This is a genomic window from Serratia sp. CY27727, assembly GCF_052169275.1.
GTDB classification, from domain to species: domain Bacteria; phylum Pseudomonadota; class Gammaproteobacteria; order Enterobacterales; family Enterobacteriaceae; genus Serratia; species Serratia sarumanii.
In genome coordinates this window covers 262,639-287,219 of the sequence record NZ_JBJNLB010000005.1, presented here as the reverse complement: position 1 = coordinate 287,219, position 24,581 = coordinate 262,639, and the positions used below count along the sequence as shown (strand labels likewise).

The 24,581-nt window shown below is 58.2% G+C and carries 26 protein-coding genes; 21 read left to right on the top strand and 5 right to left on the bottom strand.

Going from position 1 to position 24,581, the window contains the following annotated elements; all coding sequences use genetic code 11:
- The first annotated feature begins 12 nt into the window (after positions 1 to 12).
- The 20 genes from rsmG (at position 13) to ACJ8HB_RS15330 (ending at position 19,230) form a co-directional block, all read left to right on the top strand.
- Positions 13 to 633 carry a 16S rRNA (guanine(527)-N(7))-methyltransferase RsmG gene (gene rsmG / locus ACJ8HB_RS15425; RefSeq protein ID WP_094860173.1) on the top strand — a complete coding sequence of 207 codons (621 nt, stop codon included), beginning with the start codon at positions 13 to 15 and terminating at the stop codon, positions 631 to 633.
- A gap of 639 nt (positions 634 to 1,272) precedes the next feature.
- Positions 1,273 to 1,656, top strand: a complete 384-nt coding sequence (gene atpI, locus ACJ8HB_RS15420; protein ID WP_004933796.1) for a F0F1 ATP synthase subunit I — start codon at positions 1,273 to 1,275, stop codon at positions 1,654 to 1,656.
- Positions 1,657 to 1,678: 22 nt separating this feature from the next.
- Positions 1,679 to 2,458 (top strand): F0F1 ATP synthase subunit A, encoded by a 780-nt coding sequence (gene atpB, locus ACJ8HB_RS15415; protein WP_025160299.1) that lies wholly within the window; start codon positions 1,679 to 1,681, stop codon positions 2,456 to 2,458.
- A gap of 49 nt (positions 2,459 to 2,507) precedes the next feature.
- A complete protein-coding gene (atpE, locus tag ACJ8HB_RS15410; protein WP_004093904.1) occupies positions 2,508 to 2,747 on the top strand; it encodes a F0F1 ATP synthase subunit C in 240 nt (79 codons plus the stop codon).
- Between the two features lie 57 nt (positions 2,748 to 2,804).
- Complete coding sequence (atpF, locus tag ACJ8HB_RS15405; protein WP_004933804.1) at positions 2,805 to 3,275, top strand: F0F1 ATP synthase subunit B; 471 nt, start codon at positions 2,805 to 2,807, stop codon at positions 3,273 to 3,275.
- Positions 3,276 to 3,289: 14 nt separating this feature from the next.
- Positions 3,290 to 3,823 carry a F0F1 ATP synthase subunit delta gene (gene atpH / locus ACJ8HB_RS15400; protein WP_033649565.1) on the top strand — a complete coding sequence of 178 codons (534 nt, stop codon included), beginning with the start codon at positions 3,290 to 3,292 and terminating at the stop codon, positions 3,821 to 3,823.
- Between the two features lie 12 nt (positions 3,824 to 3,835).
- Positions 3,836 to 5,377 (top strand): F0F1 ATP synthase subunit alpha, encoded by a 1,542-nt coding sequence (gene atpA, locus ACJ8HB_RS15395; RefSeq protein WP_004933808.1) that lies wholly within the window; start codon positions 3,836 to 3,838, stop codon positions 5,375 to 5,377.
- 59 nt (positions 5,378 to 5,436) lie between these two features.
- Positions 5,437 to 6,300: a F0F1 ATP synthase subunit gamma gene (atpG, locus tag ACJ8HB_RS15390; RefSeq protein ID WP_004933811.1), complete on the top strand. Its 864-nt coding sequence runs from the start codon at positions 5,437 to 5,439 to the stop codon at positions 6,298 to 6,300.
- A gap of 32 nt (positions 6,301 to 6,332) precedes the next feature.
- A complete protein-coding gene (atpD, locus tag ACJ8HB_RS15385; RefSeq protein WP_033631385.1) occupies positions 6,333 to 7,715 on the top strand; it encodes a F0F1 ATP synthase subunit beta in 1,383 nt (460 codons plus the stop codon).
- A gap of 20 nt (positions 7,716 to 7,735) precedes the next feature.
- Positions 7,736 to 8,155 (top strand): F0F1 ATP synthase subunit epsilon, encoded by a 420-nt coding sequence (locus tag ACJ8HB_RS15380; protein ID WP_004933814.1) that lies wholly within the window; start codon positions 7,736 to 7,738, stop codon positions 8,153 to 8,155.
- 290 nt (positions 8,156 to 8,445) lie between these two features.
- Entirely contained in the window at positions 8,446 to 9,819 is a 1,374-nt protein-coding gene (gene glmU / locus ACJ8HB_RS15375) for a bifunctional UDP-N-acetylglucosamine diphosphorylase/glucosamine-1-phosphate N-acetyltransferase GlmU (protein WP_094860174.1), read from the top strand.
- A 149-nt stretch (positions 9,820 to 9,968) separates the two neighbouring features.
- On the top strand, positions 9,969 to 11,798 hold the full coding sequence (gene glmS / locus ACJ8HB_RS15370; protein ID WP_047569973.1) for a glutamine--fructose-6-phosphate transaminase (isomerizing): 1,830 nt from the start codon (positions 9,969 to 9,971) through the stop codon (positions 11,796 to 11,798).
- Between the two features lie 335 nt (positions 11,799 to 12,133).
- Positions 12,134 to 13,174 carry a phosphate ABC transporter substrate-binding protein PstS gene (pstS, locus tag ACJ8HB_RS15365; RefSeq protein ID WP_047569971.1) on the top strand — a complete coding sequence of 347 codons (1,041 nt, stop codon included), beginning with the start codon at positions 12,134 to 12,136 and terminating at the stop codon, positions 13,172 to 13,174.
- A 91-nt stretch (positions 13,175 to 13,265) separates the two neighbouring features.
- Positions 13,266 to 14,222: a phosphate ABC transporter permease PstC gene (pstC, locus tag ACJ8HB_RS15360; protein ID WP_004933822.1), complete on the top strand. Its 957-nt coding sequence runs from the start codon at positions 13,266 to 13,268 to the stop codon at positions 14,220 to 14,222.
- Position 14,223: 1 nt separating this feature from the next.
- Complete coding sequence (gene pstA / locus ACJ8HB_RS15355) at positions 14,224 to 15,114, top strand: phosphate ABC transporter permease PstA (RefSeq protein WP_047569968.1); 891 nt, start codon at positions 14,224 to 14,226, stop codon at positions 15,112 to 15,114.
- 54 nt (positions 15,115 to 15,168) lie between these two features.
- Positions 15,169 to 15,939 (top strand): phosphate ABC transporter ATP-binding protein PstB, encoded by a 771-nt coding sequence (pstB, locus tag ACJ8HB_RS15350; RefSeq protein WP_016929614.1) that lies wholly within the window; start codon positions 15,169 to 15,171, stop codon positions 15,937 to 15,939.
- A gap of 11 nt (positions 15,940 to 15,950) precedes the next feature.
- Positions 15,951 to 16,685, top strand: a complete 735-nt coding sequence (gene phoU, locus ACJ8HB_RS15345) for a phosphate signaling complex protein PhoU (protein WP_033636521.1) — start codon at positions 15,951 to 15,953, stop codon at positions 16,683 to 16,685.
- Between the two features lie 168 nt (positions 16,686 to 16,853).
- The gene (locus ACJ8HB_RS15340; RefSeq protein WP_047569966.1) at positions 16,854 to 17,693 is read left to right on the top strand and encodes an ABC transporter substrate-binding protein; all 840 of its coding nucleotides are present in this window, start codon (positions 16,854 to 16,856) and stop codon (positions 17,691 to 17,693) included.
- Between the two features lie 81 nt (positions 17,694 to 17,774).
- On the top strand, positions 17,775 to 18,488 hold the full coding sequence (locus ACJ8HB_RS15335) for an amino acid ABC transporter permease (RefSeq protein WP_025304748.1): 714 nt from the start codon (positions 17,775 to 17,777) through the stop codon (positions 18,486 to 18,488).
- 1 nt (position 18,489) lies between these two features.
- Positions 18,490 to 19,230 (top strand): amino acid ABC transporter permease, encoded by a 741-nt coding sequence (locus ACJ8HB_RS15330; RefSeq protein ID WP_041037335.1) that lies wholly within the window; start codon positions 18,490 to 18,492, stop codon positions 19,228 to 19,230.
- On the opposite strand, the gene yieH is transcribed toward ACJ8HB_RS15330, so the two are convergent.
- A complete protein-coding gene (gene yieH, locus ACJ8HB_RS15325) occupies positions 19,227 to 19,895 on the bottom strand; it encodes a 6-phosphogluconate phosphatase (RefSeq protein WP_041037333.1) in 669 nt (222 codons plus the stop codon). The two genes, ACJ8HB_RS15330 and yieH, sit on opposite strands and share 4 nt — an antisense overlap.
- Before the next feature lie 46 nt (positions 19,896 to 19,941).
- Positions 19,942 to 20,346, bottom strand: a complete 405-nt coding sequence (locus ACJ8HB_RS15320) for an NUDIX hydrolase (protein ID WP_047569964.1) — start codon at positions 20,344 to 20,346, stop codon at positions 19,942 to 19,944.
- A gap of 234 nt (positions 20,347 to 20,580) precedes the next feature.
- Between ACJ8HB_RS15320 and ACJ8HB_RS15315 the strand changes: the two genes are divergently transcribed.
- Complete coding sequence (locus tag ACJ8HB_RS15315; RefSeq protein WP_033636524.1) at positions 20,581 to 21,918, top strand: NCS2 family permease; 1,338 nt, start codon at positions 20,581 to 20,583, stop codon at positions 21,916 to 21,918.
- A gap of 35 nt (positions 21,919 to 21,953) precedes the next feature.
- Here ACJ8HB_RS15315 and ACJ8HB_RS15310 read toward each other — a convergent pair whose 3' ends face one another.
- The 3 genes from ACJ8HB_RS15310 to ACJ8HB_RS15300 all read right to left on the bottom strand — a co-directional run bounded on the left by ACJ8HB_RS15310 (position 21,954) and on the right by ACJ8HB_RS15300 (position 24,537).
- A complete protein-coding gene (locus ACJ8HB_RS15310) occupies positions 21,954 to 23,006 on the bottom strand; it encodes a hypothetical protein (protein ID WP_047569961.1) in 1,053 nt (350 codons plus the stop codon).
- A 77-nt stretch (positions 23,007 to 23,083) separates the two neighbouring features.
- Positions 23,084 to 23,650 carry an NADPH-dependent FMN reductase gene (locus ACJ8HB_RS15305; protein WP_025304752.1) on the bottom strand — a complete coding sequence of 189 codons (567 nt, stop codon included), beginning with the start codon at positions 23,648 to 23,650 and terminating at the stop codon, positions 23,084 to 23,086.
- Positions 23,651 to 23,811: 161 nt separating this feature from the next.
- A complete protein-coding gene (locus ACJ8HB_RS15300) occupies positions 23,812 to 24,537 on the bottom strand; it encodes a 4'-phosphopantetheinyl transferase family protein (RefSeq protein ID WP_039568288.1) in 726 nt (241 codons plus the stop codon).
- Positions 24,538 to 24,581 lie beyond the last annotated feature (44 nt).

The following is a 24,581-nucleotide window of genomic DNA, read 5'->3' as shown; positions in this document are numbered from 1 at the left end:
AAAGGATCCGTTGTGCAAAAAAAATTAGACTCGCTGCTCGCGGTAGCAGGCATTGAGCTGCCCGATCAGCAGAAACAGCAGCTGCTGGGCTATGTCGGCATGTTGGATAAGTGGAACAAGGCTTATAACCTCACGTCGGTGCGCGATCCGCAGCAAATGCTGGTGCGTCACATCCTCGACAGCATCGTGGTCAACCCGCATCTGCAGGGCTCGCGTTTTATCGATGTCGGCACCGGCCCCGGCTTGCCGGGTATTCCGCTGGCGATCGTGCGCCCGGATGCGCATTTCACGCTGCTGGACAGCCTGGGCAAGCGCGTGCGTTTCCTGCGTCAGGTGCAACATGAGCTGGGCCTGAACAATATCGAGCCGGTGCAGAGCCGCGTTGAGGCGTTTCCGGCCGAGCCGCCGTTCGACGGCGTGATCAGCCGCGCGTTCGCTTCGCTGCAGGATATGCTGTCCTGGTGCCATCACCTGCCGGCGAAAGGGCAGGGGCGTTTTTACGCGTTGAAAGGCGTGCGCCCGGATGAAGAGCTGGCGCAGCTGCCGGCGGGCGTTAGCCTGGAGTCCATCGTGCGGCTGCAGGTGCCTGAACTGGAAGGCGAACGCCACCTGGTGATTCTTAAGGCAAACTGAGTTTGCTTTTGATCAAACAAGCGTGAATTAAAGTCAGTACCAGGCAGAAAGATAAGCAGGCTAATTAGTTGGTCGCTTTTTTTAGTTAATTTACTTTCTATTAACACAAAAAACGCGGCTAATTAGCGACAATAGAGTAATTGCATTTGGAAATAGTCACGTTAGCAATCATGTGCGAAAGATTGGCGTTTGCTGCTAATGTTAATTGGCTGTTGGAATATTGCCCCGTGGCTTGTCAATAAAAGGTTTTCGTCGGGTATACGGATTGTTTTTGAACAGTTAACTGATAATGTTTTGATTTATATAATCTTTTGATCGCTCAAATTGCTAAAGACGGTTTGGTTGACCATCGGCTATAAATCAGGAAGGGACATTACTGTGATCGGCTTCGCGTTTCTAAACGCAACGCTGGAATAATCAGACAATTAAATGCGCCCTATTATTCCGACCGTTTTCTTGTGAAAATAGGCTGGAATAGGGAAATTTAAATAATTGTTCACCTTTTCGCTACTTATCGATTGAATTCGTTGGTATGCCCCGTATAATTTGCTCGTTTTTTGCTGCTTGACTCTGGACAGCAAAAACAGTTGTATACGTCACTCAGCATACCCCCTCTGGGGTACGGAGAGAACAAACGTCATGTCTGTGTCCCTTTACAGCGGGAAAGTCGCACGCAAACTGCTGTTTTTGCAGTTAATGACTTTTGTTCTGATCAGCGTTGCTTTCTGGCTGAAAAGCCCGGAATGGAGCGCTTCGGCGCTGGCAGGCGGTCTCGCCGCCTGGTTGCCGAGTGCAATGTTTATGCTGTTTGCCTTGCGCCATCAGGCGCAAACGCCGGCGCCCGGTAGGGTTGCCTGGTCGTTCGCCATCGGCGAGGGGCTAAAGGTCGTGATCACCATCGTTTTGCTGATCGTGGCGCTGGGGGTGTTCAAGGCGGAGTTTATACCGCTTGGCCTGACCTATTTAGCGGTGTTAGTGGTGCAGATAGTGGCACCGGCCGTGATTAACAGTTACCGAACTTAACTAAATAAGGGTAAGAGGCATCATGTCTGCAGGAGAAGTCTTGACTCCACAGGAGTATATCGGTCACCACCTGACGCAGCTTCAGGTCGGGACTGGGTTTTGGTCGATTAACCTCGACTCGATGTTTTTCTCCGTCGTCCTCGGGGCGCTCTTCCTGGTGATCTTCCGCAAAGTGGCCAAAAACGCCACCAGCGGCGTGCCGGGTAAACTGCAAACCGCCGTGGAGCTGGTGGTCGGTTTCGTCGACAGCAGCGTGCGCGACATGTACCACGGCAAGAGCAAGGTCATTGCGCCGTTGGCACTGACCGTGTTCGTCTGGGTGTTCCTGATGAACCTGATGGACCTCATCCCGGTTGACTTCCTGCCTTATCTCGGCACCCACGTTCTCGGTCTGCCTGCACTGCGCGTCGTGCCTACCGCCGACGTGAACGTCACGCTGTCTATGGCGCTGGGCGTGTTTATCCTGATTCTGTTCTATAGCATCAAAATGAAAGGCGTTGGCGGGTTCGTTAAAGAGTTGACCATGCAGCCGTTCAACCACCCTGTATTCATTCCTATCAACCTGATTCTTGAAGGTGTCAGCCTGCTGTCCAAACCTGTTTCACTGGGTCTGCGACTGTTCGGCAACATGTATGCGGGTGAGTTGATCTTCATCCTGATTGCCGGCCTGTTGCCGTGGTGGTCACAGTGGGTCCTGAGCTTGCCTTGGGCTATCTTCCACATCCTGATCATTACGCTTCAAGCCTTTATTTTCATGGTTCTGACGATCGTCTATCTGTCGATGGCGTCTGAAGAGCACTGATTTTCTTAAAACACTTGCACTTTTAAACTGAAACAAACTGGAGACTGTCATGGAAAACCTGAGTATGGATCTGCTGTACATGGCTGCCGCTGTGATGATGGGTTTAGCGGCAATCGGTGCTGCGATCGGTATCGGCATCCTGGGTGGTAAATTCTTGGAAGGCGCTGCTCGTCAGCCTGACCTGATTCCTCTGCTGCGTACACAGTTCTTTATCGTTATGGGTCTGGTCGACGCCATCCCGATGATCGCTGTAGGTCTGGGTCTGTACGTGATGTTCGCCGTCGCGTAAGTAGAGCAACCCTCTACGACGTAACCAAACTATTAACTTTTAAAGAGGCATTGTGCTGTGAATCTTAACGCAACAATCCTCGGCCAGGCCATCGCGTTCGTTCTGTTTGTCTGGTTCTGCATGAAGTACGTATGGCCGCCGATCATGGCTGCCATCGAGAAACGTCAGAAAGAAATCGCTGACGGCCTCGCTTCTGCAGAGCGTGCCAAAAAAGATCTGGACTTAGCGCAAGCCAATGCGACCGACCAGCTGAAAACTGCTAAAGCGGAAGCTCAGGTGATCATCGAGCAAGCGAACAAACGCAAAGCTCAGATCATGGATGAAGCGAAAGCCGAAGCCGAGCAGGAACGTAACAAAATCGTGGCGCAGGCTCAGGCTGAGATCGAAGCCGAACGTAAGCGCGCTCGTGAAGAGTTGCGTAAGCAAGTCGCGATGCTGGCAATTGCCGGCGCCGAGAAGATCATCGAACGTTCCGTGGATGAAGCTGCTAACAGCGACATCGTTGATAAACTGGTCGCTGAACTGTAAGGAGGGAGGGGCTGATGTCTGAATTTGTCACTGTAGCTCGCCCCTACGCCAAAGCAGCTTTTGACTTTGCCGTTGAGCACCAAAGCGTAGAGCGCTGGCAGGAAATGCTGGCGTTTGCGGCTGAAGTCACTCGCAATGAACAGATTTCTGAACTGCTGTCTGGCGCGGTCGCGCCAGAAACGCTGTCCAAGACGTTCATCGCGGTTTGTGGCGATCGGCTCGACGAACATGGCCAGAACTTTATCCGCGTAATGGCCGAAAATGGACGTTTACTGGTTCTTCCTGCCGTGCTGCAGCAGTTCATCGAACTGCGCGCCTCGCTGGAATCCACCGTCGAAGTCGAAGTGCTCTCTGCGAGCGCGCTGAGCGACGAACAGCAGGCGAAAATCGCCGCTGCGATGGAAAAACGTCTGTCACGCAAAGTTAAGCTGAATTGCAAAATTGACAAGTCTGTACTGGCCGGCATCGTTGTTCGCGCCGGCGATATGGTGATTGATGGCAGCGTTCGCGGTCGTCTTGAACGCCTGACAGACGTCTTGCAGTCTTAAGGGGACTGGAGCATGCAACTGAATTCCACCGAAATCAGCGAACTGATCAAGCAGCGCATTGCTCAGTTCAATGTAGTGAGCGAAGCTCACAATGAAGGTACTATCGTTTCCGTCAGCGACGGGATCATCCGCGTACACGGCCTGGCCGAAGTTATGCAGGGCGAAATGATCGCGCTGCCTGGCAACCGTTACGCAATCGCATTGAACCTGGAGCGCGACTCCGTCGGTGCCGTGGTTATGGGTCCGTACGCGGATCTGGCCGAAGGCATGAAGGTTAAATGCACCGGCCGTATCCTGGAAGTTCCAGTCGGTCGTGGTCTGCTGGGCCGCGTAGTTAACACCCTGGGCGCGCCAATCGACGGCAAAGGCCCGATTGAGAACGACGGTTTCTCTCCGGTAGAAGCTATCGCGCCAGGCGTTATCGAGCGTCAATCCGTTGATCAGCCGGTTCAGACTGGCTACAAATCCGTTGACGCCATGATTCCAATCGGCCGTGGCCAGCGTGAGCTGGTGATCGGTGACCGTCAGACCGGTAAAACCGCGCTGGCGATCGATGCGATCATCAACCAACGCGACTCCGGCATCAAATGCGTTTACGTGGCTATCGGCCAGAAAGCGTCCACCATCGCTAACGTGGTGCGCAAACTGGAAGAGCACGGCGCACTGGCCAACACCATCGTGGTTGTGGCGACCGCTTCCGAATCCGCTGCACTGCAATACCTGGCGCCATACGCCGGTTGCGCAATGGGCGAATATTTCCGTGACCGCGGTGAAGATGCGCTGATCGTGTACGATGACCTGTCCAAACAGGCCGTTGCTTACCGCCAGATTTCCCTGCTGCTTCGTCGTCCGCCAGGTCGTGAAGCTTACCCAGGCGACGTATTCTACCTGCACTCCCGCTTGCTGGAGCGTGCAGCGCGCGTTAACGCCGAATACGTTGAAGCCTTCACCAAAGGTGAAGTTAAAGGCCAAACCGGTTCACTGACCGCTCTGCCGATCATTGAAACCCAGGCGGGTGACGTTTCCGCGTTCGTTCCGACCAACGTAATCTCGATTACCGATGGTCAGATCTTCCTGGAATCCAACCTGTTCAACTCCGGTATTCGTCCGGCAGTTAACCCGGGTATCTCCGTATCCCGTGTTGGTGGCGCCGCGCAGACCAAGATCATGAAGAAACTGTCCGGCGGTATCCGTACCGCGCTGGCGCAGTATCGTGAACTGGCTGCGTTCTCCCAGTTCGCCTCCGATCTGGACGACGCGACCCGCAAACAGCTGAGCCACGGTCAGAAAGTGACCGAGCTGCTGAAACAGAAACAGTATGCGCCGATGTCGGTCGCACAACAGTCTCTGGTGCTGTTTGCCGCAGAACGCGGTTACCTGAACGACGTCGAAGTCGCCAAAGTGGTGAGCTTCGAAGCCGCGCTGGTCGCCTATGCGGACCGCGAGCACGCCGAGCTGCTGAACCACATCAACCAAACTGGCAACTTCAATGATGAGATCGAGGGCAAGTTGAAAGACATCCTCGAGACCTTCAAGAAAACCCAGTCCTGGTAACGCCGAACGGTCCTGCTGTTGAAAGACAGCAGGCCGTCTGGCACTGAGGAGAAGCAGAGATGGCCGGCGCAAAAGAGATACGTAGTAAGATCGCTAGCGTGCAAAACACGCAAAAGATCACTAAAGCGATGGAAATGGTCGCCGCCTCCAAAATGCGTAAATCGCAGGATCGCATGGCGGCCAGCCGTCCTTATGCAGAGACCATGCGCAAAGTGATTGGTCACCTTGCGTTAGGGAATCTGGAGTACAAGCACCCGTACCTGGATGAGCGTGACGTTAAGCGCGTCGGGTATCTGGTGGTGTCTACTGACCGTGGTCTCTGCGGCGGCTTGAACATCAACCTGTTCAAAAAGCTGCTGGCGGAGATGAAAGCCTGGTCCGAAAAAGGCGTCGAAACCGATTTGGCGCTGATTGGCTCTAAAGCGGCCTCTTTCTTTGGTTCCGTGGGCGGCAACGTGGTTGCCCAGGTGACCGGCATGGGGGACAAACCTTCCCTGTCGGATCTGATCGGGCCGGTGAAAGTGATGCTGCAGGCCTACGACGAAGGTCGTTTGGACAAGCTGTACATTGTCAGCAACAAATTTGTTAATACGATGTCCCAAGAGCCGCAGGTGCTTCAGCTGCTACCGTTACCGCCAGCCGATGACGAAGAGCTGAAGAAAACGCCTTGGGATTACCTGTATGAACCCGATCCAAAAGTGCTGCTTGATACCTTGCTGCGCCGCTATGTGGAGTCGCAGGTTTATCAGGGCGTCGTGGAAAACCTGGCCAGCGAGCAGGCCGCACGAATGGTCGCGATGAAAGCCGCAACCGATAACGGCGGTAGCCTGATCAAAGAGCTGCAGTTGGTATACAACAAGGCGCGTCAGGCCAGCATCACTCAGGAACTCACCGAGATCGTTTCGGGAGCCTCCGCGGTTTAAGCTAGGTTTACGAATTACGTAGAGGATTCAAGATGGCTACTGGAAAGATTATCCAGGTAATCGGCGCCGTGGTGGACGTCGAGTTCCCTCAGGATGCCGTACCGAAAGTGTACGACGCCCTTGAGGTAGAAAACGGCACCGAAAAACTGGTGTTGGAAGTTCAGCAACAGCTGGGCGGTGGCGTGGTTCGCTGTATCGCAATGGGGACCTCCGACGGTCTGCGTCGCGGTCTGAAAGTGAACAACCTGGACCACCCGATTGAAGTGCCGGTGGGTAAAGCTACCCTGGGCCGTATCATGAACGTATTGGGTCAACCGATCGACATGAAAGGCGACATCGGCGAAGAAGAGCGTTGGGCGATTCACCGCGCGGCGCCAAGCTACGAAGAGTTGTCCAACTCCCAGGAACTGCTGGAAACCGGTATCAAGGTAATGGACCTGATTTGTCCATTCGCCAAGGGCGGTAAAGTCGGTCTGTTCGGTGGTGCGGGCGTGGGTAAAACCGTAAACATGATGGAGCTGATCCGTAACATCGCGATCGAGCACTCCGGTTATTCCGTGTTTGCGGGCGTGGGCGAGCGTACTCGTGAGGGTAACGACTTCTACCACGAAATGACCGACTCCAACGTTCTGGACAAAGTATCCCTGGTTTACGGCCAGATGAACGAGCCACCGGGTAACCGTCTGCGCGTTGCGCTGACCGGCCTGACCATGGCGGAGAAATTCCGTGACGAAGGCCGTGACGTTCTGCTGTTCGTTGACAACATCTACCGTTACACCCTGGCCGGTACCGAAGTGTCCGCACTTCTGGGCCGTATGCCATCCGCAGTAGGTTATCAGCCAACGCTGGCGGAAGAGATGGGCGTTCTGCAAGAACGTATCACCTCGACCAAGACCGGTTCCATCACTTCCGTACAGGCCGTTTACGTTCCTGCGGATGACTTGACTGACCCGTCACCAGCCACCACCTTTGCGCACTTGGACGCAACCGTGGTACTGAGCCGTAACATCGCTTCTCTGGGTATCTACCCGGCCGTTGACCCGCTGGATTCCACCAGCCGTCAGCTGGATCCGCTGGTTGTTGGCCAGGAGCACTACGACGTAGCGCGTGGCGTGCAGTCCATTCTGCAACGCTACCAGGAACTGAAAGATATCATCGCGATCCTGGGTATGGACGAGCTGTCTGAAGAAGACAAACTGGTCGTATCCCGTGCGCGTAAGATCCAACGCTTCCTGTCTCAGCCGTTCTTCGTGGCAGAAGTCTTCACCGGTTCTCCGGGCAAGTTCGTATCGCTGAAAGACACCATCCGTGGTTTCAAAGGCATTATGGACGGCGACTATGACCACCTGCCGGAGCAGGCGTTCTACATGGTTGGCACCATTGAAGAAGCAGTGGAAAAAGCCAAGAAACTGTAACGCCTTGAGAGGAGGGTGATATGGCTATGACTTACCATCTGGATGTAGTCAGCGCGGAAAAACAGATGTTTTCCGGCCTGGTGCAGAAGATCCAGGTGACAGGCAGCGAAGGTGAACTGGGGATCTTCCCTGGCCATGCGCCGCTGCTGACTGCCATCAAGCCTGGCATGGTGCGTATTGTTAAGCAGCACGGTGAAGAAGAGTTCATCTACCTGTCCGGCGGCATCCTCGAGGTGCAGCCGAGCGTGGTTACCGTGCTGGCGGACACTGCTATCCGTGGTACTGACCTCGACGAAGCGAGAGCGTTGGAAGCTAAGCGTAAAGCTGAAGAACACATTCGCAGCTCTCATGGCGATGTCGACTATGCTCAGGCATCCGCTGAACTGGCGAAAGCGATCGCGAAACTGCGCGTTATCGAGCTCACCAGAAAAGCGATGTAATGTTTGGGTGCAAAGCACCCAACTTTAAGAAAGCGGCCTATAGGGTCGCTTTTTTTTTACTTTAAAATAAGCATTTCAGCCCGGCGGGCGGTGTGGTGTATAACCCCTGATATCGGGAAATAAACGTCGCCGATCGCCGACAGTTTTTTCGTCCCGGCGCCGAATTGGCCGCGATAGCGGCAGGCCAAGGCCCACGCGGCCTGCGCCGGGTTCGTGCAGAGAAATATGTAGTAATATCGTCGCTAAACGGTTTTACTTTCGTCTATCAAAATGGAGTTATCAGGTTGCTTATGTCGAACAGCGCAATGAGCGTGGTTATCCTCGCCGCGGGCAAGGGAACACGCATGTATTCCGATCTTCCCAAGGTTTTACATCCGTTGGCCGGTAAGCCGATGGTGCAACACGTCATTGATGCCGCGATGAAACTGGGCGCGCAACATGTTCACCTGGTATACGGCCACGGCGGCGATCTGCTGAAAAGCACGTTGACTGACGGCGCGCTGAACTGGGTGCTGCAGGCCGAGCAATTGGGTACCGGCCATGCAATGCAGCAGGCCGCGCCGCACTTTGCCGACGATGAAGACGTACTGATGCTGTACGGCGACGTGCCGTTGATCTCCGTGGATACGCTGCAACGCCTGCTGGCGGCCAAACCGCAGGGCGGTATCGGTCTGCTGACGGTCAAGCTGGACGATCCGAGCGGCTACGGCCGCATCGTGCGCGAGCAGGGCAACGTGGTGGGCATCGTCGAACACAAGGATGCCAGCGAGGCGCAGCGCCAGATCAACGAGATCAATACCGGCATCCTGGTGGCGAACGGGCGCGATCTGAAGCGCTGGCTGGGGATGTTGAATAACGACAACGCACAGGGCGAGTTTTACATCACCGATATCATTGCGTTGGCCCATGCCGACGGCAAGAAAATCGAAACCGTGCACCCGTCGCGCCTGAGTGAAGTGGAAGGCGTGAACAACCGCCTGCAGCTGGCGACCCTGGAGCGCGTCTTCCAGTCGGAACAGTCTGAAAAGCTGCTGTTGGCCGGCGTGATGCTGCTGGATCCGGTGCGTTTTGACCTGCGCGGGGAACTTGTTCACGGCCGCGACATCACTATTGATGCGAATGTGATGATCGAAGGTCACGTCAAGCTGGGCGACCGGGTGAAAATCGGCGCCGGCTGCGTGCTGAAAAACTGCGTGATTGGCGATGACTGCGAGATCAGCCCTTACAGCGTGCTGGAAGACAGCGTGCTGGAAGCCGACTGCACCGTGGGGCCGTTCGCCCGCCTGCGCCCAGGCGCGGAGCTGGCGGCAGGGGCCCACGTCGGCAACTTCGTGGAAATGAAAAAGGCGCGTTTGGGCAAAGGCTCCAAGGCCGGCCACCTCAGCTACCTGGGCGATGCCGAAATCGGCGATGACGTGAATATCGGCGCCGGCACCATCACCTGCAACTACGATGGCGCCAACAAGCACAAGACGCTGATCGGCGACGGCGTGTTCGTCGGTTCCGATACTCAGCTGGTGGCGCCGGTGTCGGTCGGCAAAGGCTCCACCATCGCCGCCGGCACCACGGTGACGCGCGATATCGCCGAGAACGAACTGGTGCTGAGCCGCGTCAAGCAGGTGCACATTCAGGGCTGGCAACGTCCGGTGAAGAAGAAGTCATAGTGTGTTTTGCGTTGGGCTCCGTTCAGAGCCCAATACAAAACATAATAACCCCCACCATCTACAGGCTCGGGGACGCACGGTAAAACCGGCAAAAATCAGGTCAAGGCATCGAAAGCGCCCATGAAGGGCGTTCATTAGGAATACAACTGATGTGTGGAATTGTAGGCGCAGTAGCGCAACGTGATATCGCAGAAATCCTGTTGGAAGGTTTACGTCGTCTCGAGTACCGCGGTTATGACTCCGCCGGTCTGGCGGTGGTCGACGCGCAAGGTAACGTCAGCCGCCTGCGCCGCGTAGGCAAGGTGCAAAAACTGGCCGAAGCGGCGGAGCAGACCGATCTGCACGGCGGTACCGGCATCGCTCACACCCGTTGGGCAACGCACGGTGAACCGACCGAGGCGAACGCGCACCCGCATGTTTCCGACTACATTACCGTAGTGCATAACGGCATCATCGAAAACCATGAACCGCTGCGCGAACTGCTGATCGAACGCGGTTATCGCTTCAGCTCCGAAACCGACACCGAAGTGATTGCGCACCTGGTGCACTGGGAACAACTGCAAGGCGGTACGCTGCTGGAAGTGGTTCAGCGCGTGATCCCACAGCTGCGCGGCGCTTACGGCACCGTGGTGATGGACAGCCGCGAACCGAGCGTATTGGTCGCGGCGCGCTCCGGCAGCCCGCTGGTTATCGGCCGCGGCGTCGGGGAAAACTTCATTGCTTCCGATCAGCTGGCGCTGCTGCCGGTCACCCGCCGCTTCATCTTCCTGGAAGAAGGCGACGTGGTGGAAGTGACTCGCCGCACCGTCAACATCTTCGACAAGCAGGGCAACGCCATCGAGCGCCCTGAGATCGAATCCCAGGTGCAGTATGACGCCGGCGACAAGGGTGCTTACCGTCACTACATGCAAAAAGAGATCTACGAACAGCCGCTGGCGCTGAAAAACACCCTGGAAGGGCGTTTCAGCCATGGCCAAATCAATCTAAGCGAGCTGGGCCCGCGCGCCGACGAGCTGCTGGCCAAGGTGCAGCACGTGCAGATCATCGCCTGCGGGACTTCTTACCACTCCGGTATGGTGGCGCGCTACTGGTTCGAAGCGCTGGCCGGCGTGCCGTGCGACGTCGAGATCGCGTCCGAATTCCGTTACCGCAAATCGGCGGTGCGTCCGGGCAGCCTGATCATCACCCTGTCGCAGTCCGGCGAAACCGCCGATACGTTAGCGGCGCTGCGTCTGTCCAAAGAGCTGGGTTATCTCGGTTCGCTGGCCGTTTGTAACGTGGCCGGCTCTTCGCTGGTGCGCGAATCGGATCTGGCGTTGATGACCAAAGCGGGCACGGAAATCGGCGTGGCCTCGACCAAGGCCTTCACCACGCAGCTCACCGTGCTGTTGATGCTGGTAGCGCGCTTGGGCCGCCTGAAAGGCATGGCGGAAAGCGTGGAGCAGGAGATCGTGCATGGCCTGCAGGCGCTGCCGGCGCGTATCGAGCAGATGCTGTCGATGGATAAAGAGATCGAAGCGCTGGCGGAAGGGTTCTCCGACAAGCACCATGCGCTGTTCCTCGGCCGCGGCGATCAGTATCCAATCGCCATGGAAGGGGCGCTGAAGCTGAAAGAGATCTCCTATATTCACGCCGAAGCCTATGCGGCGGGTGAGCTGAAACACGGCCCGCTGGCGCTGATCGACGCCGATATGCCGGTGATCGTGGTGGCGCCGAACAACGAACTGCTGGAAAAGCTGAAGTCCAACATTGAAGAAGTGCGCGCGCGCGGCGGCCAGCTGTACGTGTTCGCCGATCAGGACGCCGGCTTCGTCAGCAGCGAAGGCATGACCATCATTCCTCTGCCGCACGTCGAGGAAATCGTGGCGCCGATCTTCTACACCGTGCCGTTGCAGCTGCTGTCTTACCACGTGGCGCTGATCAAAGGCACCGACGTTGACCAGCCGCGCAACCTGGCGAAGTCTGTCACCGTAGAGTAATCTGCCGCAGGTAAACTGCAAAAGCCGGCCTTTGCGCCGGCTTTTTTCATGAGCGACCTTAAAGGTGACAACGCGACCGATTCGGCGATAAACATTGTCATATTCAAGCGGATAGGCCGCGCCAAACCGTTTTTTTATTGCACGTCAATTGCGCTGTTTTTTGACTAATCGATTGATTTTTAAAGAAACAAACGTCTGTCTGGCGTACTGTAATATAATTGTCATATTGCGTACATTTTTCTGTCACCAAACTGTCCTATTTTCCCTCCTGCAGCAATACTTACTCTGATTAAAACGACTCGAAGTCGATTTTAAATATCCCATTAGGAGGGATTATGAAACTGATGCGTACCACCGTCGCCAGTATTGTGGCAGCGACCTTCTCCCTGACCACCGTGTCCGCGTTCGCTGCTGCCAGCCTGACCGGTGCAGGTGCGACATTCCCCGCTCCGGTTTACGCCAAGTGGGCAGATTCTTATCAGAAAGAAACCGGCAACAAAGTTAACTATCAGGGCATCGGCTCCTCTGGCGGCGTGAAGCAAATCGTGGCCAACACCGTTGACTTTGGCGCTTCCGACGCCCCGCTGTCTGACGACAAACTGGCGGCCGATGGCCTGTTCCAGTTCCCGACCGTGATCGGCGGCGTGGTGCTGGCCGTGAATATCCCGGGCATCAAATCCGGCGAACTGACGCTGGACGGCAAAACCCTGGGCGATATCTACCTGGGCAACGTCAAAAAATGGAACGATCCGGCTATCACCAAGCTGAACCCAGGCGTGAAACTGCCTGACCAGAACATCGCCGTGGTGCGCCGCGCCGACGGTTCCGGCACCTCGTTCGTGTTCACCAGCTACCTGTCCAAGGCCAATGCGCAGTGGAAAGAGAAGATCGGCGCCGGTTCTACCGTTAACTGGCCGACCGGTCTGGGCGGTAAAGGCAACGACGGCATCGCCGCCTTCGTTCAGCGTCTGCCTGGCTCTATCGGCTACGTAGAATACGCTTACGCCAAGCAGAACAACCTGGCTTACACCAAGCTGGTATCCGCCGACGGTAAACCGGTCAGCCCGACCGAAGAGAGCTTCAGCAACGCGGCCAAAGGCGTGGATTGGAGCAAGACCTTCGCTCAGGATCTGACTGACCAGAAAGGCGACAACGTGTGGCCAATTACATCCACCACCTTCATCCTGGTGCACAAAGAGCAGAAAAACCCTGCTCAGGGCGCCGAAGTGCTGAAGTTCTTCGACTGGGCTTACGAAACCGGTGCCAAGCAGGCTAACGAGCTGGATTACGCCACCCTGCCGGCAGAAGTGGTTGAGCAGGTGCGTGCGGCCTGGAAAACCAACGTAAAAGACAGTTCAGGCAAAGCGCTGTACTAACAACGCAGGGGCGCGGGTTCGCCGCGCCCCACACAGTTCTTCAGGCTCCGATCCCGGTTGGGGCTGCCAGGGTTCAAACAGAGAGTAATCTATGGCTGAGTACAAGCCGACCATCAAAGCACCGGGCAAAAACGGTGACATCATTTTCAGCGCGCTGGTGAGACTGGCTGCGCTGATTACCCTATTGTTGCTGGGCGGCATCATTGTTTCGCTGATCTTCGCCTCCTGGCCAAGCATGCAGAAATTCGGCTTCGCCTTCCTGTGGACCAAAGAGTGGGACGCGCCGGCGGAGCAGTTCGGCGCGCTGGTGCCGATCTACGGCACCGTGGTCACCTCGCTTATCGCGCTGATCATCGCCGTGCCGGTGAGCTTCGGCATCGCGCTGTTCCTGACCGAGCTGGCGCCGAACTGGCTGAAGCGGCCGCTGGGCATCGCCATTGAGCTGTTGGCGGCCATCCCCAGCATCGTTTACGGCATGTGGGGCCTGTTCGTGTTCGCGCCGCTGTTCGCCGAATACTTCCAGACGCCGGTCGGCGAAGTGCTGTCGGGCATTCCGATCGTCGGCGAGCTGTTCTCCGGCCCGGCCTTCGGCATCGGTATTCTGGCCGCCGGGGTGATCCTGGCGATCATGATCATTCCTTACATCGCGGCAGTCATGCGCGACGTGTTCGAACAGACCCCGGTGATGATGAAAGAGTCGGCCTACGGCATCGGCTGCACCACCTGGGAAGTCATCTGGCGCATCGTGCTGCCGTTCACCAAAAACGGCGTCATCGGCGGCGTGATGTTGGGCCTGGGCCGTGCGCTGGGGGAAACCATGGCGGTGACCTTTATCATCGGCAACACCTACCAGCTCGACAGCGCTTCGCTGTACATGCCGGGCAACAGCATCACCTCGGCGCTGGCCAACGAATTCGCAGAAGCCGAGTCCGGCGTGCACACCGCCGCGTTGATGGAGCTGGGCCTGATTCTGTTTGTTATCACCTTTATCGTGCTGGCGCTGTCGAAGTTGATGATCATGCGTCTGGCCAAGAATGAGGGGCGTTAACATGGCGACGATGGATATGCAAAACGCAGTCGTTCTGGCGGAAAGCCGCCGCAAAATGCAGGCCTGGCGCCGGCAGAAAAACCGTCTCGCGCTGTTCCTGTCGATGGCGACCATGGTGTTCGGGCTGTTCTGGCTGATCTGGATCCTGATCGCCACCGTGACCAAAGGCTTCGACGGCATGTCGCTGGCGCTGTTCACTGAAATGACCCCGCCGCCGAACACCGCGGGCGGCGGTCTGGCCAACGCCATCGCCGGCAGCGGCCTGTTGATCCTGTGGGCGACCATCTTCGGCACGCCGCTGGGCATCATGGCCGGCATCTACCTGGCGGAATACGGCCGTAAATCTTGGCTGGCGGAAGTGACCCGCTTTATCAACGACATCCTGCTGTCCGCACCGTCGATCGTGGTGGGCCTGTTCGTTTACACCATCGTGGTGGCGAAGATGGAACACTTTTCCGGCTGGGCCGGCATCGTCGCGCTGGCGCTGCTGCAGGTGCCGATCGTCATTCGCACCACCGAGAACATGCTGAAGCTGGTGCCGGATACGCTGCGCGAGGCCGCTTATGCGCTGGGCACGCCGAAATGGCGCATGATTTCCGCCATCACGCTGAAGGCGTCGGTGTCCGGCATCATCACCGGCGTGCTGCTGGCGATTGCGCGCATCGCGGGGGAAACGGCGCCGCTGCTGTTCACCTCGCTGTCGAACCAGTTCTGGAGCACCGACCTGATGCAGCCGATCGCCAACCTGCCGGTGACCATCTTCAAATTCGCCATGAGCCCGTTCGCCGAATGGCAACAGCTGGCCTGGGCCGGGGTGCTGTTGATCACCCTGTGCGTACTGTTACTGAATATCCTGGCGCGCGTGATTTTCGCCAAGAAAAAGCATTCATAAAATTTTGAGCGCCGCTCTGGCGGCGCTGATGAAAAGAGAGAAGTCTTGATGAGTATGGTTACTGACGCTTCCAGCAGCAAAATTCAGGTACGCGATCTGAACTTCTACTACGGCAAATTCCATGCGCTGAAGAACATCACGCTGGATATCGCCAAGAACAAGGTCACCGCGTTTATCGGCCCGTCCGGCTGCGGCAAATCCACCTTGCTGCGCACCTTCAACAAGATGTACCAGCTGTACCCGGAACAGCGCGCGGAAGGCGGCATCCTGCTGGACGGCCAGAACATCCTGACCGACAACTCGGATATCGCGCTGCTGCGCGCCAAGGTCGGCATGGTGTTCCAGAAGCCGACGCCGTTCCCGATGTCGATTTACGACAACATCGCCTTCGGCGTTCGCCTGTTTGAAAAGCTGTCGCGCGCCGATATGGACGAGCGCGTGCAGTGGGCGCTGACCAAGGCGGCGCTGTGGAACGAAACCAAGGACAAGCTGCACCAGAGCGGCTACAGCCTTTCCGGCGGCCAGCAGCAACGCCTGTGCATCGCCCGCGGCATCGCCATTCGTCCGGAAGTGCTGTTGCTGGATGAGCCTTGCTCGGCGCTGGATCCGATCTCCACCGGCAAGATTGAAGAGCTGATCAGCGAGCTGAAGGCCGATTACACCGTGGTGATCGTAACCCACAATATGCAGCAGGCGGCGCGCTGCTCCGACTCCACCGCATTTATGTATCTGGGTGAGCTGATCGAGTTCAGTGATACTGATAACCTGTTCACTGCGCCGCAGAAAAAGCAGACTGAAGACTACATCACTGGCCGTTATGGTTGATAGGAAGCATCATGGATAACCTGAATTTAAACAAACACATTTCCGGCCAGTTCAACGCAGAGCTTGAGCATATCCGCACCCAGGTGCTGACCATGGGCGGGCTGGTGGAGCAGCAGCTGACCGATGCCATCACCGCGATGCACAATCAGGATGGCGAGCTGGCCAAGCGAGTTATCGAAGGCGACGCCAAGGTCAACATGATGGAAGTGGCGATCGACGAAGCCTGCGTGCGCATCATCGCCAAGCGCCAGCCGACCGCCAGCGATCTGCGCCTGGTGATGGCGATCATCAAAACCATTTCCGAGCTGGAACGCATCGGCGACGTGGCGGACAAAATCTGCCGCACCGCGCTGGAGAAGTTCTCGCACCAGCACCAGCCGCTGCTGGTCAGCCTGGAATCGCTGGGGCGCCACACCGTGCAAATGCTGCACGACGTGCTGGACGCCTTCGCGCGCATGGATCTGGACGAGGCGATCCGTATTTACCGCGAAGATAAAAAGGTCGACCAGGAATACGAAGGCATCGTGCGTCAGCTGATGACCTATATGATGGAAGACTCACGCACCATTCCGAGCGTGCTGACCGCGCTGTTCTGCGCCCGTTCTATCGAGCGTATCGGCGACCGCTGCCAGAACATCTGCGAATTTATCTTCTATTTCGTCAAAGGACAGGATTTCCGTCATTTGGGCGGCGACGCCCTGGAAAAGCTGCTCTCTCCGGGCGGTAAAGACGACAAAGCCGACTGACCCTTTCCGGGTAATATCCTTCAAAGGCGCGGTTTCCCGCGCCTTTATTCCATCTTAAGTTCTTAAAGATAAAAAGGTTATAAATATAGCTTTTTATATTATTTCCTGACCTATGTGGCGCTTGCTAGCTTATCCGCCAGCAGGACATCAACCACTTAGGAGCTCTCTATGAAACATCGCGCTTTGGCCTTAACGTTGTTAGCCAGTCTGACCGGCCTCGCCGCCGGCGCCGCGCACGCGGACAAACTTGACGATATCAAGCAAGCCGGCGTGGTGCGTATCGCGGTGTTCGACAGCAACCCGCCGTTCGGCTACATCGATCCGCAGAGCAAGAAGCTGGTGGGCTACGATGTGGACGTCGCCGATGTGATCGGCAAAGCGCTGGGGGTAAAAGTGGAGCTGCGCGCCACCAACCCGGCCAACCGCATTCCGCTGCTGGTGTCGAAGAAGGTTGACCTGATTGCCGCCAACTTCACCATTACCGACGAGCGCGCCAAGGAAGTGAACTTCAGCGTGCCGTACTTCGCCACCGGCCAGAAATTCATCGCCCGCAAAGGCGTGCTGAAAACCCCGGAAGACATCAAAAAGCTGCGCATCGGCGCGGATAAGGGCACGGTGCAGGAAATCACCCTGCGCGAGCGTTTCCCGACGGCGAAAGTGATCTCTTACGATGACACCCCGCTGGCGTTTGTGGCGCTGCGCAACGGCAACGTGCAGGCGATCACCCAGGACGACGCCAAGCTGGTTGGCCTGCTCGGCAACCTGCCGGCGGCGCAGAAGGCGGAGTTTGAAATTTCGCCGTTCAGCCTGACCAAAGAGTATCAGGGCGTCGGCATTCCCAAGGGCGAAGATCGCCTGACCGCCGCGGTGAACGAGACGTTGATCAAACTGGAAAAAGACGGCGAAGCGGTTAAGATTTACGATCGCTGGTTCGGGCCGGAAACCCAATCCGCCCAACCGCGCGGCGATTTCAAAATCGCGCCTTTGGATCAGCAACCGAAAGCCTGATTTAACCGCTCGCGGTGAGATCGGCACGGAGGGGCGCAGCTTGCTGCGCCCCTGATGCATTCTGCAAGACAAGGATTGAACATGAACCTGGACTGGCTGCTGGCGCCGCAATACCTGAGCTGGCTGTGGCACGGTTTTCTGCTGACGCTGTGGCTTTCCGCCTGCGCGGGCCTGGCGGCCACGCTGCTGGGCTTCGTGCTGGCGGCGATGCGCGACAGCAGCCTGCGGCCGTTGCGTTGGCTGGCGATGGGCTACAGCTCGCTGTTTCGCAATACGCCGCTGCTGGTGCAGCTGTTCTTCTGGTACTTCGCCGCCGGGCAGATCCTGCCGTCCGCCGCCATGCAGTGGCTGAACAGCTCACATCAGGTCGGCCCGCTGGAATGGCCGTCGTTCGAGTTTCTCGCCGGTTTCTTCGGCCTGACGCTTTACTCCACCGCCTTTATCGCCGAAGAGATCCGTTCCGGCATTCGCGGCGTCGCCGGCGGGCAGAAATATGCCGCGCAGGCGCTGGGGCTGACCGGCTGGCAGGCGATGCGCTACGTGGTGCTGCCGCAGGCGCTGAAAATCGCGCTGCCGCCGCTGCTGGGGCAATACATGAACGTGATCAAGAACTCGTCGCTGACCATGGCGATCGGCGTGGCCGAACTCTCTTACGCCTCGCGTCAGGTCGAAACCGAAACCCTGCGCACCTTCCAGGCGTTCGGCGTGGCGACGGTGCTGTATATCGCCATCATCGCGCTGCTGGAAGGCTGGGGCATGTGGCGCCAACAGCGTAAACCGCTGGGAGGGCATTGAGATGGATTTCAGCGTAATTCACGATAACCTGGGCTACCTGCTGTGGGGCACCTGGCCGGATGGTCCATTAGGCGGCGCGGCGCTGACGTTGGCGATCAGCCTGATGGCCGGCGTCGCCTCGGCGGCGCTCGGCACCTTGCTCGGCGTGGCGCTGGCGATGTCGCGCGGCGTCGCTGCCGGATTGCTGGCGGCGGTGCTGGGCTTTTTCCGCGCCATACCGGTCATCATGCTGATCTTCTGGACCTATTTCCTGCTGCCGATGGTGTTTGGCGTCGAGATCCCGGAAATCACCACCGTGGTGTGCGCGCTGGCGCTGATCGCCTCGGCCTATCTGGCCCATGCGGTGAAGGCCGGCATCGCCGCGATCGGCCCCGGCCAGTGGCAGGCCGGGCTTTCCCTGGGGCTGACCCGCTGGCAGACGCTGCGCATGATCGTGCTGCCGCAGGCGCTGCGCATGATGGTGCCGTCGTTCATCAACCAGTGGATATCCCTGATCAAAGACACCTCGCTGGCTTATATCGTCGGCGTTGGCGAACTGACCTTCCTGGCGACCCAGGTCAACAACCGCAGCATGGTCTATCCGATGGAAGTGTTCCTGTTCGTGGCGCTGGTCTATTTCGTGTTCTGCCTGGCGCTCGATCTGCTGGCCAACGCGGTCAACCGCCGCTTCGGCGCGCAAACTCGCGCGCTGAAACGGTCGTGGCGCTGGTGGCGCAACAAGCCGCCGTTGCCGGCCAGTTAATCGGCCGTCAGCCGCCAGCCGCGTTCGCGCCACAGCGCGGGCAGCTGGGCCAGGTCGTTAAACGTCGTCACCAGCGGGTGGTCGATCGGCGGGTTATGCGGATCGGCGCAGAAGTAAAAGACCGGGATGCCGGCATTGATACCAGCCTGGGCGCCGGCGGGCGAGTCATCTACCAGGATGCAGCGCGTTACCGGCACCTGCATCTGTTCGGCGGCGTGGAATACGATCGCCGGATCCGGCTTCCAGCGCTGAATGTCATAGCCGCTGAACAACCGGTCATCAAAATAAGGCAGCATGCCGGTCAGGCCGAGCGAGTGCTGCATCTTGCTGACCGGTCCGTTGGAGACGGTGCAGACAGGCACCGTCACCTGCGCCAGCAGCTCGCGGGCGCCGGCAATCTGCTGTAGTTCGCTGTCGAACAGCCGCGCCACTTCCTGCCGATACAGCGGCTCCAGCGCCTCTTTTGCCAGGTCAGTGCCCTGCTCGGCGTTGACCCGATCGATGATCTCGTACAGCTTCACCCCTTTGTATTTCTTGAACACCTCTTCCAGCGACAGATGAATGCCGTAGCGGGCGAACATGTGCACATAGGCTTTGCTGCACAGCACTTCGCTGTCCACCAGCGTGCCGTCGCAGTCGAACAAAATGCAGTCAATCTGATTCATGCGGGACAGGTTCCTTCGGGTTAACGGCGCGGAGGCCGCTCAGCGATCACTTGATCAGGTTACGCGCCTTGAGATCGTGCAAAATCAGCGCGGCGACGTGTGAGCAGTGCGGTAAATCGCGGCTGTCGCACCACCTCAGTTCGGCGATTTCGGCGGCCGGCTGCAGCTGCCCGATAACGTCGGCCTGATAGCAGCGAATGCGCACCTGGGTGCCGTCCTGCTTGCCGTCCGCCGGGCCGGCGAACTCGCCGTAAAACACGATGGAGTTGGGCTGCAGCGCGACGGTCAGCTCTTCGTCGATTTCGCGGCACAGCGCCTGTTCGTCGGTTTCGCCCGCTTCGCGCTTTCCGCCCGGCATATAAAACAGCGTTTTATTGTGTGAACGCACCAGCGCCACTTTGTCATCTTTCAGCGCGATCAACGCGAGCTTATCGATAAAGGTTGAAGACATGCGGATTCCTGTTTTTTCGCGGGTAGGGTAAGAGATGCGATAGGTCATTTTATCGGCCGTGTCGGCAAACGGCAACGCAGCGGACGGAAACGCGGGATGAAAGCCTGTAAATACAAGCCGTTGACGCGTTTAGCCGTAAAGATGGCGAAAAAAACCTGTGACCGGCGTCAAAAGCCCCACTTTTTGTTATAGGATAGCCGGCGACTGTCCATTCCCATTTTCGGAATTCTGATAATGACCAAACCAGTATCTGGCCTTGACGCTGAGCAAGGCTTGCTTGGGCGCGTGTTTAAACTCAAGCAACATGGCACGACGGCGCGTACGGAAACGATTGCCGGTATCACCACCTTCCTTACCATGGTGTATATCGTGTTCGTTAACCCGCAAATTTTGGGCGCGGCGGGCATGGATACCCAGGCGGTATTTGTCACCACCTGTTTGATCGCCGCTTTCGGCAGCATCTTTATGGGCCTGCTGGCGAACCTGCCGGTGGCGTTGGCGCCGGCGATGGGCCTGAACGCCTTCTTCGCCTTCGTGGTGGTCGGGGCGATGGGCATCTCCTGGCAGGTGGGCATGGGCGCCATCTTCTGGGGGGCGGTCGGCCTGCTGCTGCTGACCATTTTCCGCATCCGCTACTGGATGATCGCCAACATTCCGGTCAGCCTGCGGGTCGGCATCACCAGCGGCATCGGCCTGTTCATCGGCATGATGGGGCTGAAAAACGCCGGCATCGTGGTGGCCAACCCGGACACGCTGGTGACCATCGGCAGCCTGACTTCGCACAATGTGCTGCTGGGCGCGCTCGGCTTCTTCATCATCGCCGTGCTCTCTTCACGTAACTTCCACGCGGCGGTGCTGGTGTCGATCGTGGTCACCACCCTGATCGGCTGGATGCTGGGCGACGTGAAATACGGCGGCCTGTTCTCCCTGCCGCCGAGCATCACCTCCGTGGTGGGCCAGGTCGACGTGGCTGGCGCGCTGAACATCGGGCTGGCCGGGATCATCTTCTCGTTTATGCTGGTGAACCTGTTTGACTCTTCGGGCACCTTGATCGGCGTCACCGATAAAGCCGGCCTGACCGACAACCAGGGCAAATTCCCGCGCATGAAGCAGGCGCTGTACGTCGACAGCATCAGCTCGGTGGCCGGTTCGCTGGCGGGCACCTCTTCCGTGACCGCTTACATCGAAAGCTCATCCGGCGTCGCCGTCGGCGGCCGCACCGGTTTGACGGCGGTGGTCACCGGCCTGCTGTTCCTGCTGGTGATCTTCCTGTCGCCGCTGGCGGGCATGGTGCCGGCTTACGCCGCCGCCGGCGCGCTGATCTACGTCGGCGTGCTGATGACCTCCAGCCTGGCGCGGGTGAAGTGGGACGATCTGACCGAAGCGGTACCGGCATTTGTCACCGCGGTGATGATGCCGTTCAGCTTCTCGATCACCGAAGGCATCGCGCTCGGCTTTATCTCCTACTGCGTGATGAAGCTCGGCACCGGCCGCTGGCGTGAAATCAGCCCGTGTGTGGTGGTGGTGGCGCTGCTGTTCGTGCTGAAGATCGTCTTCGTCGACGGCCATTGACCGCCAAAGGGCCGACGCCTGTCGGCCCTGAAACCCTAGACGCCCGGCGTCGCATCCGGCGCCTTACCCAACACCCACTGCAACGGCCGCTTGAAGCGCGCCTGCCAACTGCCGGCGGCATCCTCTCCCTGGGCGAAGTGCAGCGTTTCTACCTGATTATCCTCTCCGAACAGATTGGCGAAGTGCAACGCCAGCGCCTGCTCGCTGAAATTCTGCCGATCGTAATACGCCATCACGATTTTCTTTTGCGCCGCCAGCGACTGCTGGGCCGGCTTGATCTCGCCGTTGGGGGCGATCAGCAGCGCGCCGGCGTAAAACTGCGGGTACTTCGCGATCAGGTTGGCGGCGTGCAGCGCGCCCTGGCCGCGGGCGCTGAGGTAAATCCGCCGGGGATTCAGCTTTAGCTGCGGAGCCAGCTGTTGCAGCGTACGCTGAATGGCGGTTTGGGTGCTCTCGTCGCTGTAATTCGACCAGCGGAAACTGTTTTCCGACAGCATCTGCGTGCCGTTGAGCTCGATGTAGGCCACGCCCATTTCGCCGAACAGCAGCCGTTCTTCGGGGCTGATGGCGGCGGCTTTGCCGTAGGTATGCAGGAAGATCACCGTTGGCCAGCCTTCGGGAGGCGCTTCGCCGTCCGGCATCGCGTAGCTGGCCTTGCCTTCATAGTGGCGGGCGTGCTGCAGATAGCGCGCTTTGGTGGCGGCCAGGATCGATTGGTAGGTGGCGGAGTGCTGGATGCTGTTGAAGGCGTCGTCCTCCAGCAGGTTGTAGTAGTACCACAGGCCGCGGTCGGCGCTCAGCTGCAGGTAGCGCTCCGCCAGCTCGGTTTGCCCTTTCTCCGCCGATGACACCGCCAGCTGGTAGGGCGCCCAGACGTTGCGGCCGTCTTCGCGCATCAGCGTCAGGTACAGCGACATGGCGCCCAGCTTTTTATCTTCCTGGTTTTGCGCGGATCGCGACAGCTGGGCGTTGAGCGTGCTGTGTGCCGGCAGCTCCAGCGGCTCTTCACCGGCGGGATAACGCATCTCTGCCGCGAAAGCGGGACTGGTGATGGAAACAAAAAATAACGCTAAAATGAAAAAATACATGATGCTATGGCTTTAATTTTCAATGAATTGATGGACTTCATGTCCTGTTGCGGCGCCTAAGGGGCGCCGCGAGACCTTCACTCCACGCGGCGAATAAAATCGCTGAACGCGGACAGCTGGCCGGTCAGAAAATCCAGCGTTCCCTGATCGCTCAGTTCACCGGCCTGTTCGTCGACCTTGCTCTGGATCACGCCGCCCATAAACTCAGGCTTGTTCATTACCATCGCATCGAGGAATACCAGGATCTGGCGCAGATGGTATTGGCAGCGCGCGCCGCCGATCGGCCCCATCGAGCTGGTCTGAATGGCGACCGGCTTGCCGGCCAGCGGCTGATTCGGCAAGCGAGACAGCCAGTCGATGGCGTTCTTCAACCCGCCGGGCACGGAATAGTTATATTCAGGGGTGACGATGATCACGCCGTCGGCCTGGCGGATCTGTTCGGCGATCGCCTCGACCGCGGCAGGGAAGCCTTCACCCTGTTGCATGTCGGCGTCGTACAGCGGGATATCGCGAATGGAGGGCAGCGCTTCAATGGTGACGCCCTGTGGAGCCAGGCCTGGCAGGGCGCGGGCCACCATGGCGTTGTAGGAGCCTTTGCGCAGGCTGCCAAGCAGAGTGACGATTTTTAAGGCTTGGTCTGACATGGTGATTCTCCCTTTCGAATGAGCAGATTCAGCGTACAACATGGGCGAATAGTAGGCTAAAGCGCTGGTCGAGAATAGGCGATTGCTCAACATTTAGCTGTCTTTACAATTTAATCCAGCAACTCGTGCGGTAAAGACAGCGTTATCCGCTTTGCGCCGCGTTAACCGGGCGTCTTCAGCCCCGTCAGTTTAACGAAGCGTGAGGACGCCGCCGGGCTGCGCGGCGAGATTTCCCCGTCTTTCTGCAGGCCGCCGCGCTCTTCGTAGCGCCAGCACAGCAGGCGATCCAGGCCGGGGCTGCCGGCGCAGGCCCAGCTCAGGTATTCGTCGGCGTCGCTCATCACCTGAACGTCCGGCGTGGCGCTGGAGCGCAGGTGGCCGGAGAAGGGATGCAGACGCAGCGTAGACTGGCCGCTGTTGCCGAGGCCGGAAATTTTCAGCACGCTTTGCCGAATGCTCCACAGCTGAGTCTCCGCCTCCAGCCGATCGTCCTGCGCGCCGATCCAGGCACTTTCCGCCGGCGTCTGATGCGCGTGTTGCAGCGCGCTTTGCCGGGTGCCGCGCGCCCGCATCACTTCGATATCCAACCCGACTTTGCCCTCGTCGCTGAGCAGTACGCCCACGGTGTTGCTGGCGTAAGCGAGGCTGAAATCGGGCAGCTGATGATCGGCGAAACAGGGGCGGCCGGTCGGCGTGGTGGCGATGGGGGGCAGCGTCGGCAGGCCGTACAGGTAGAACATCATTTCGGCGAGCAGAATGCGCCCTTGCAGGAAGCGCGTGCGGCGTTTAACGGAAAAGGTGCGGGTGGCGGCTATCACTTCGTCGGCGAGTCTCTGGGTATCCAGGACGGCGGAGGCCGGGGTCCATCGGGCAAAATGACACGCCATTGTTCGCTCCATGACAGAGGGTCGCTAAGAACGCAGGGGTGTTA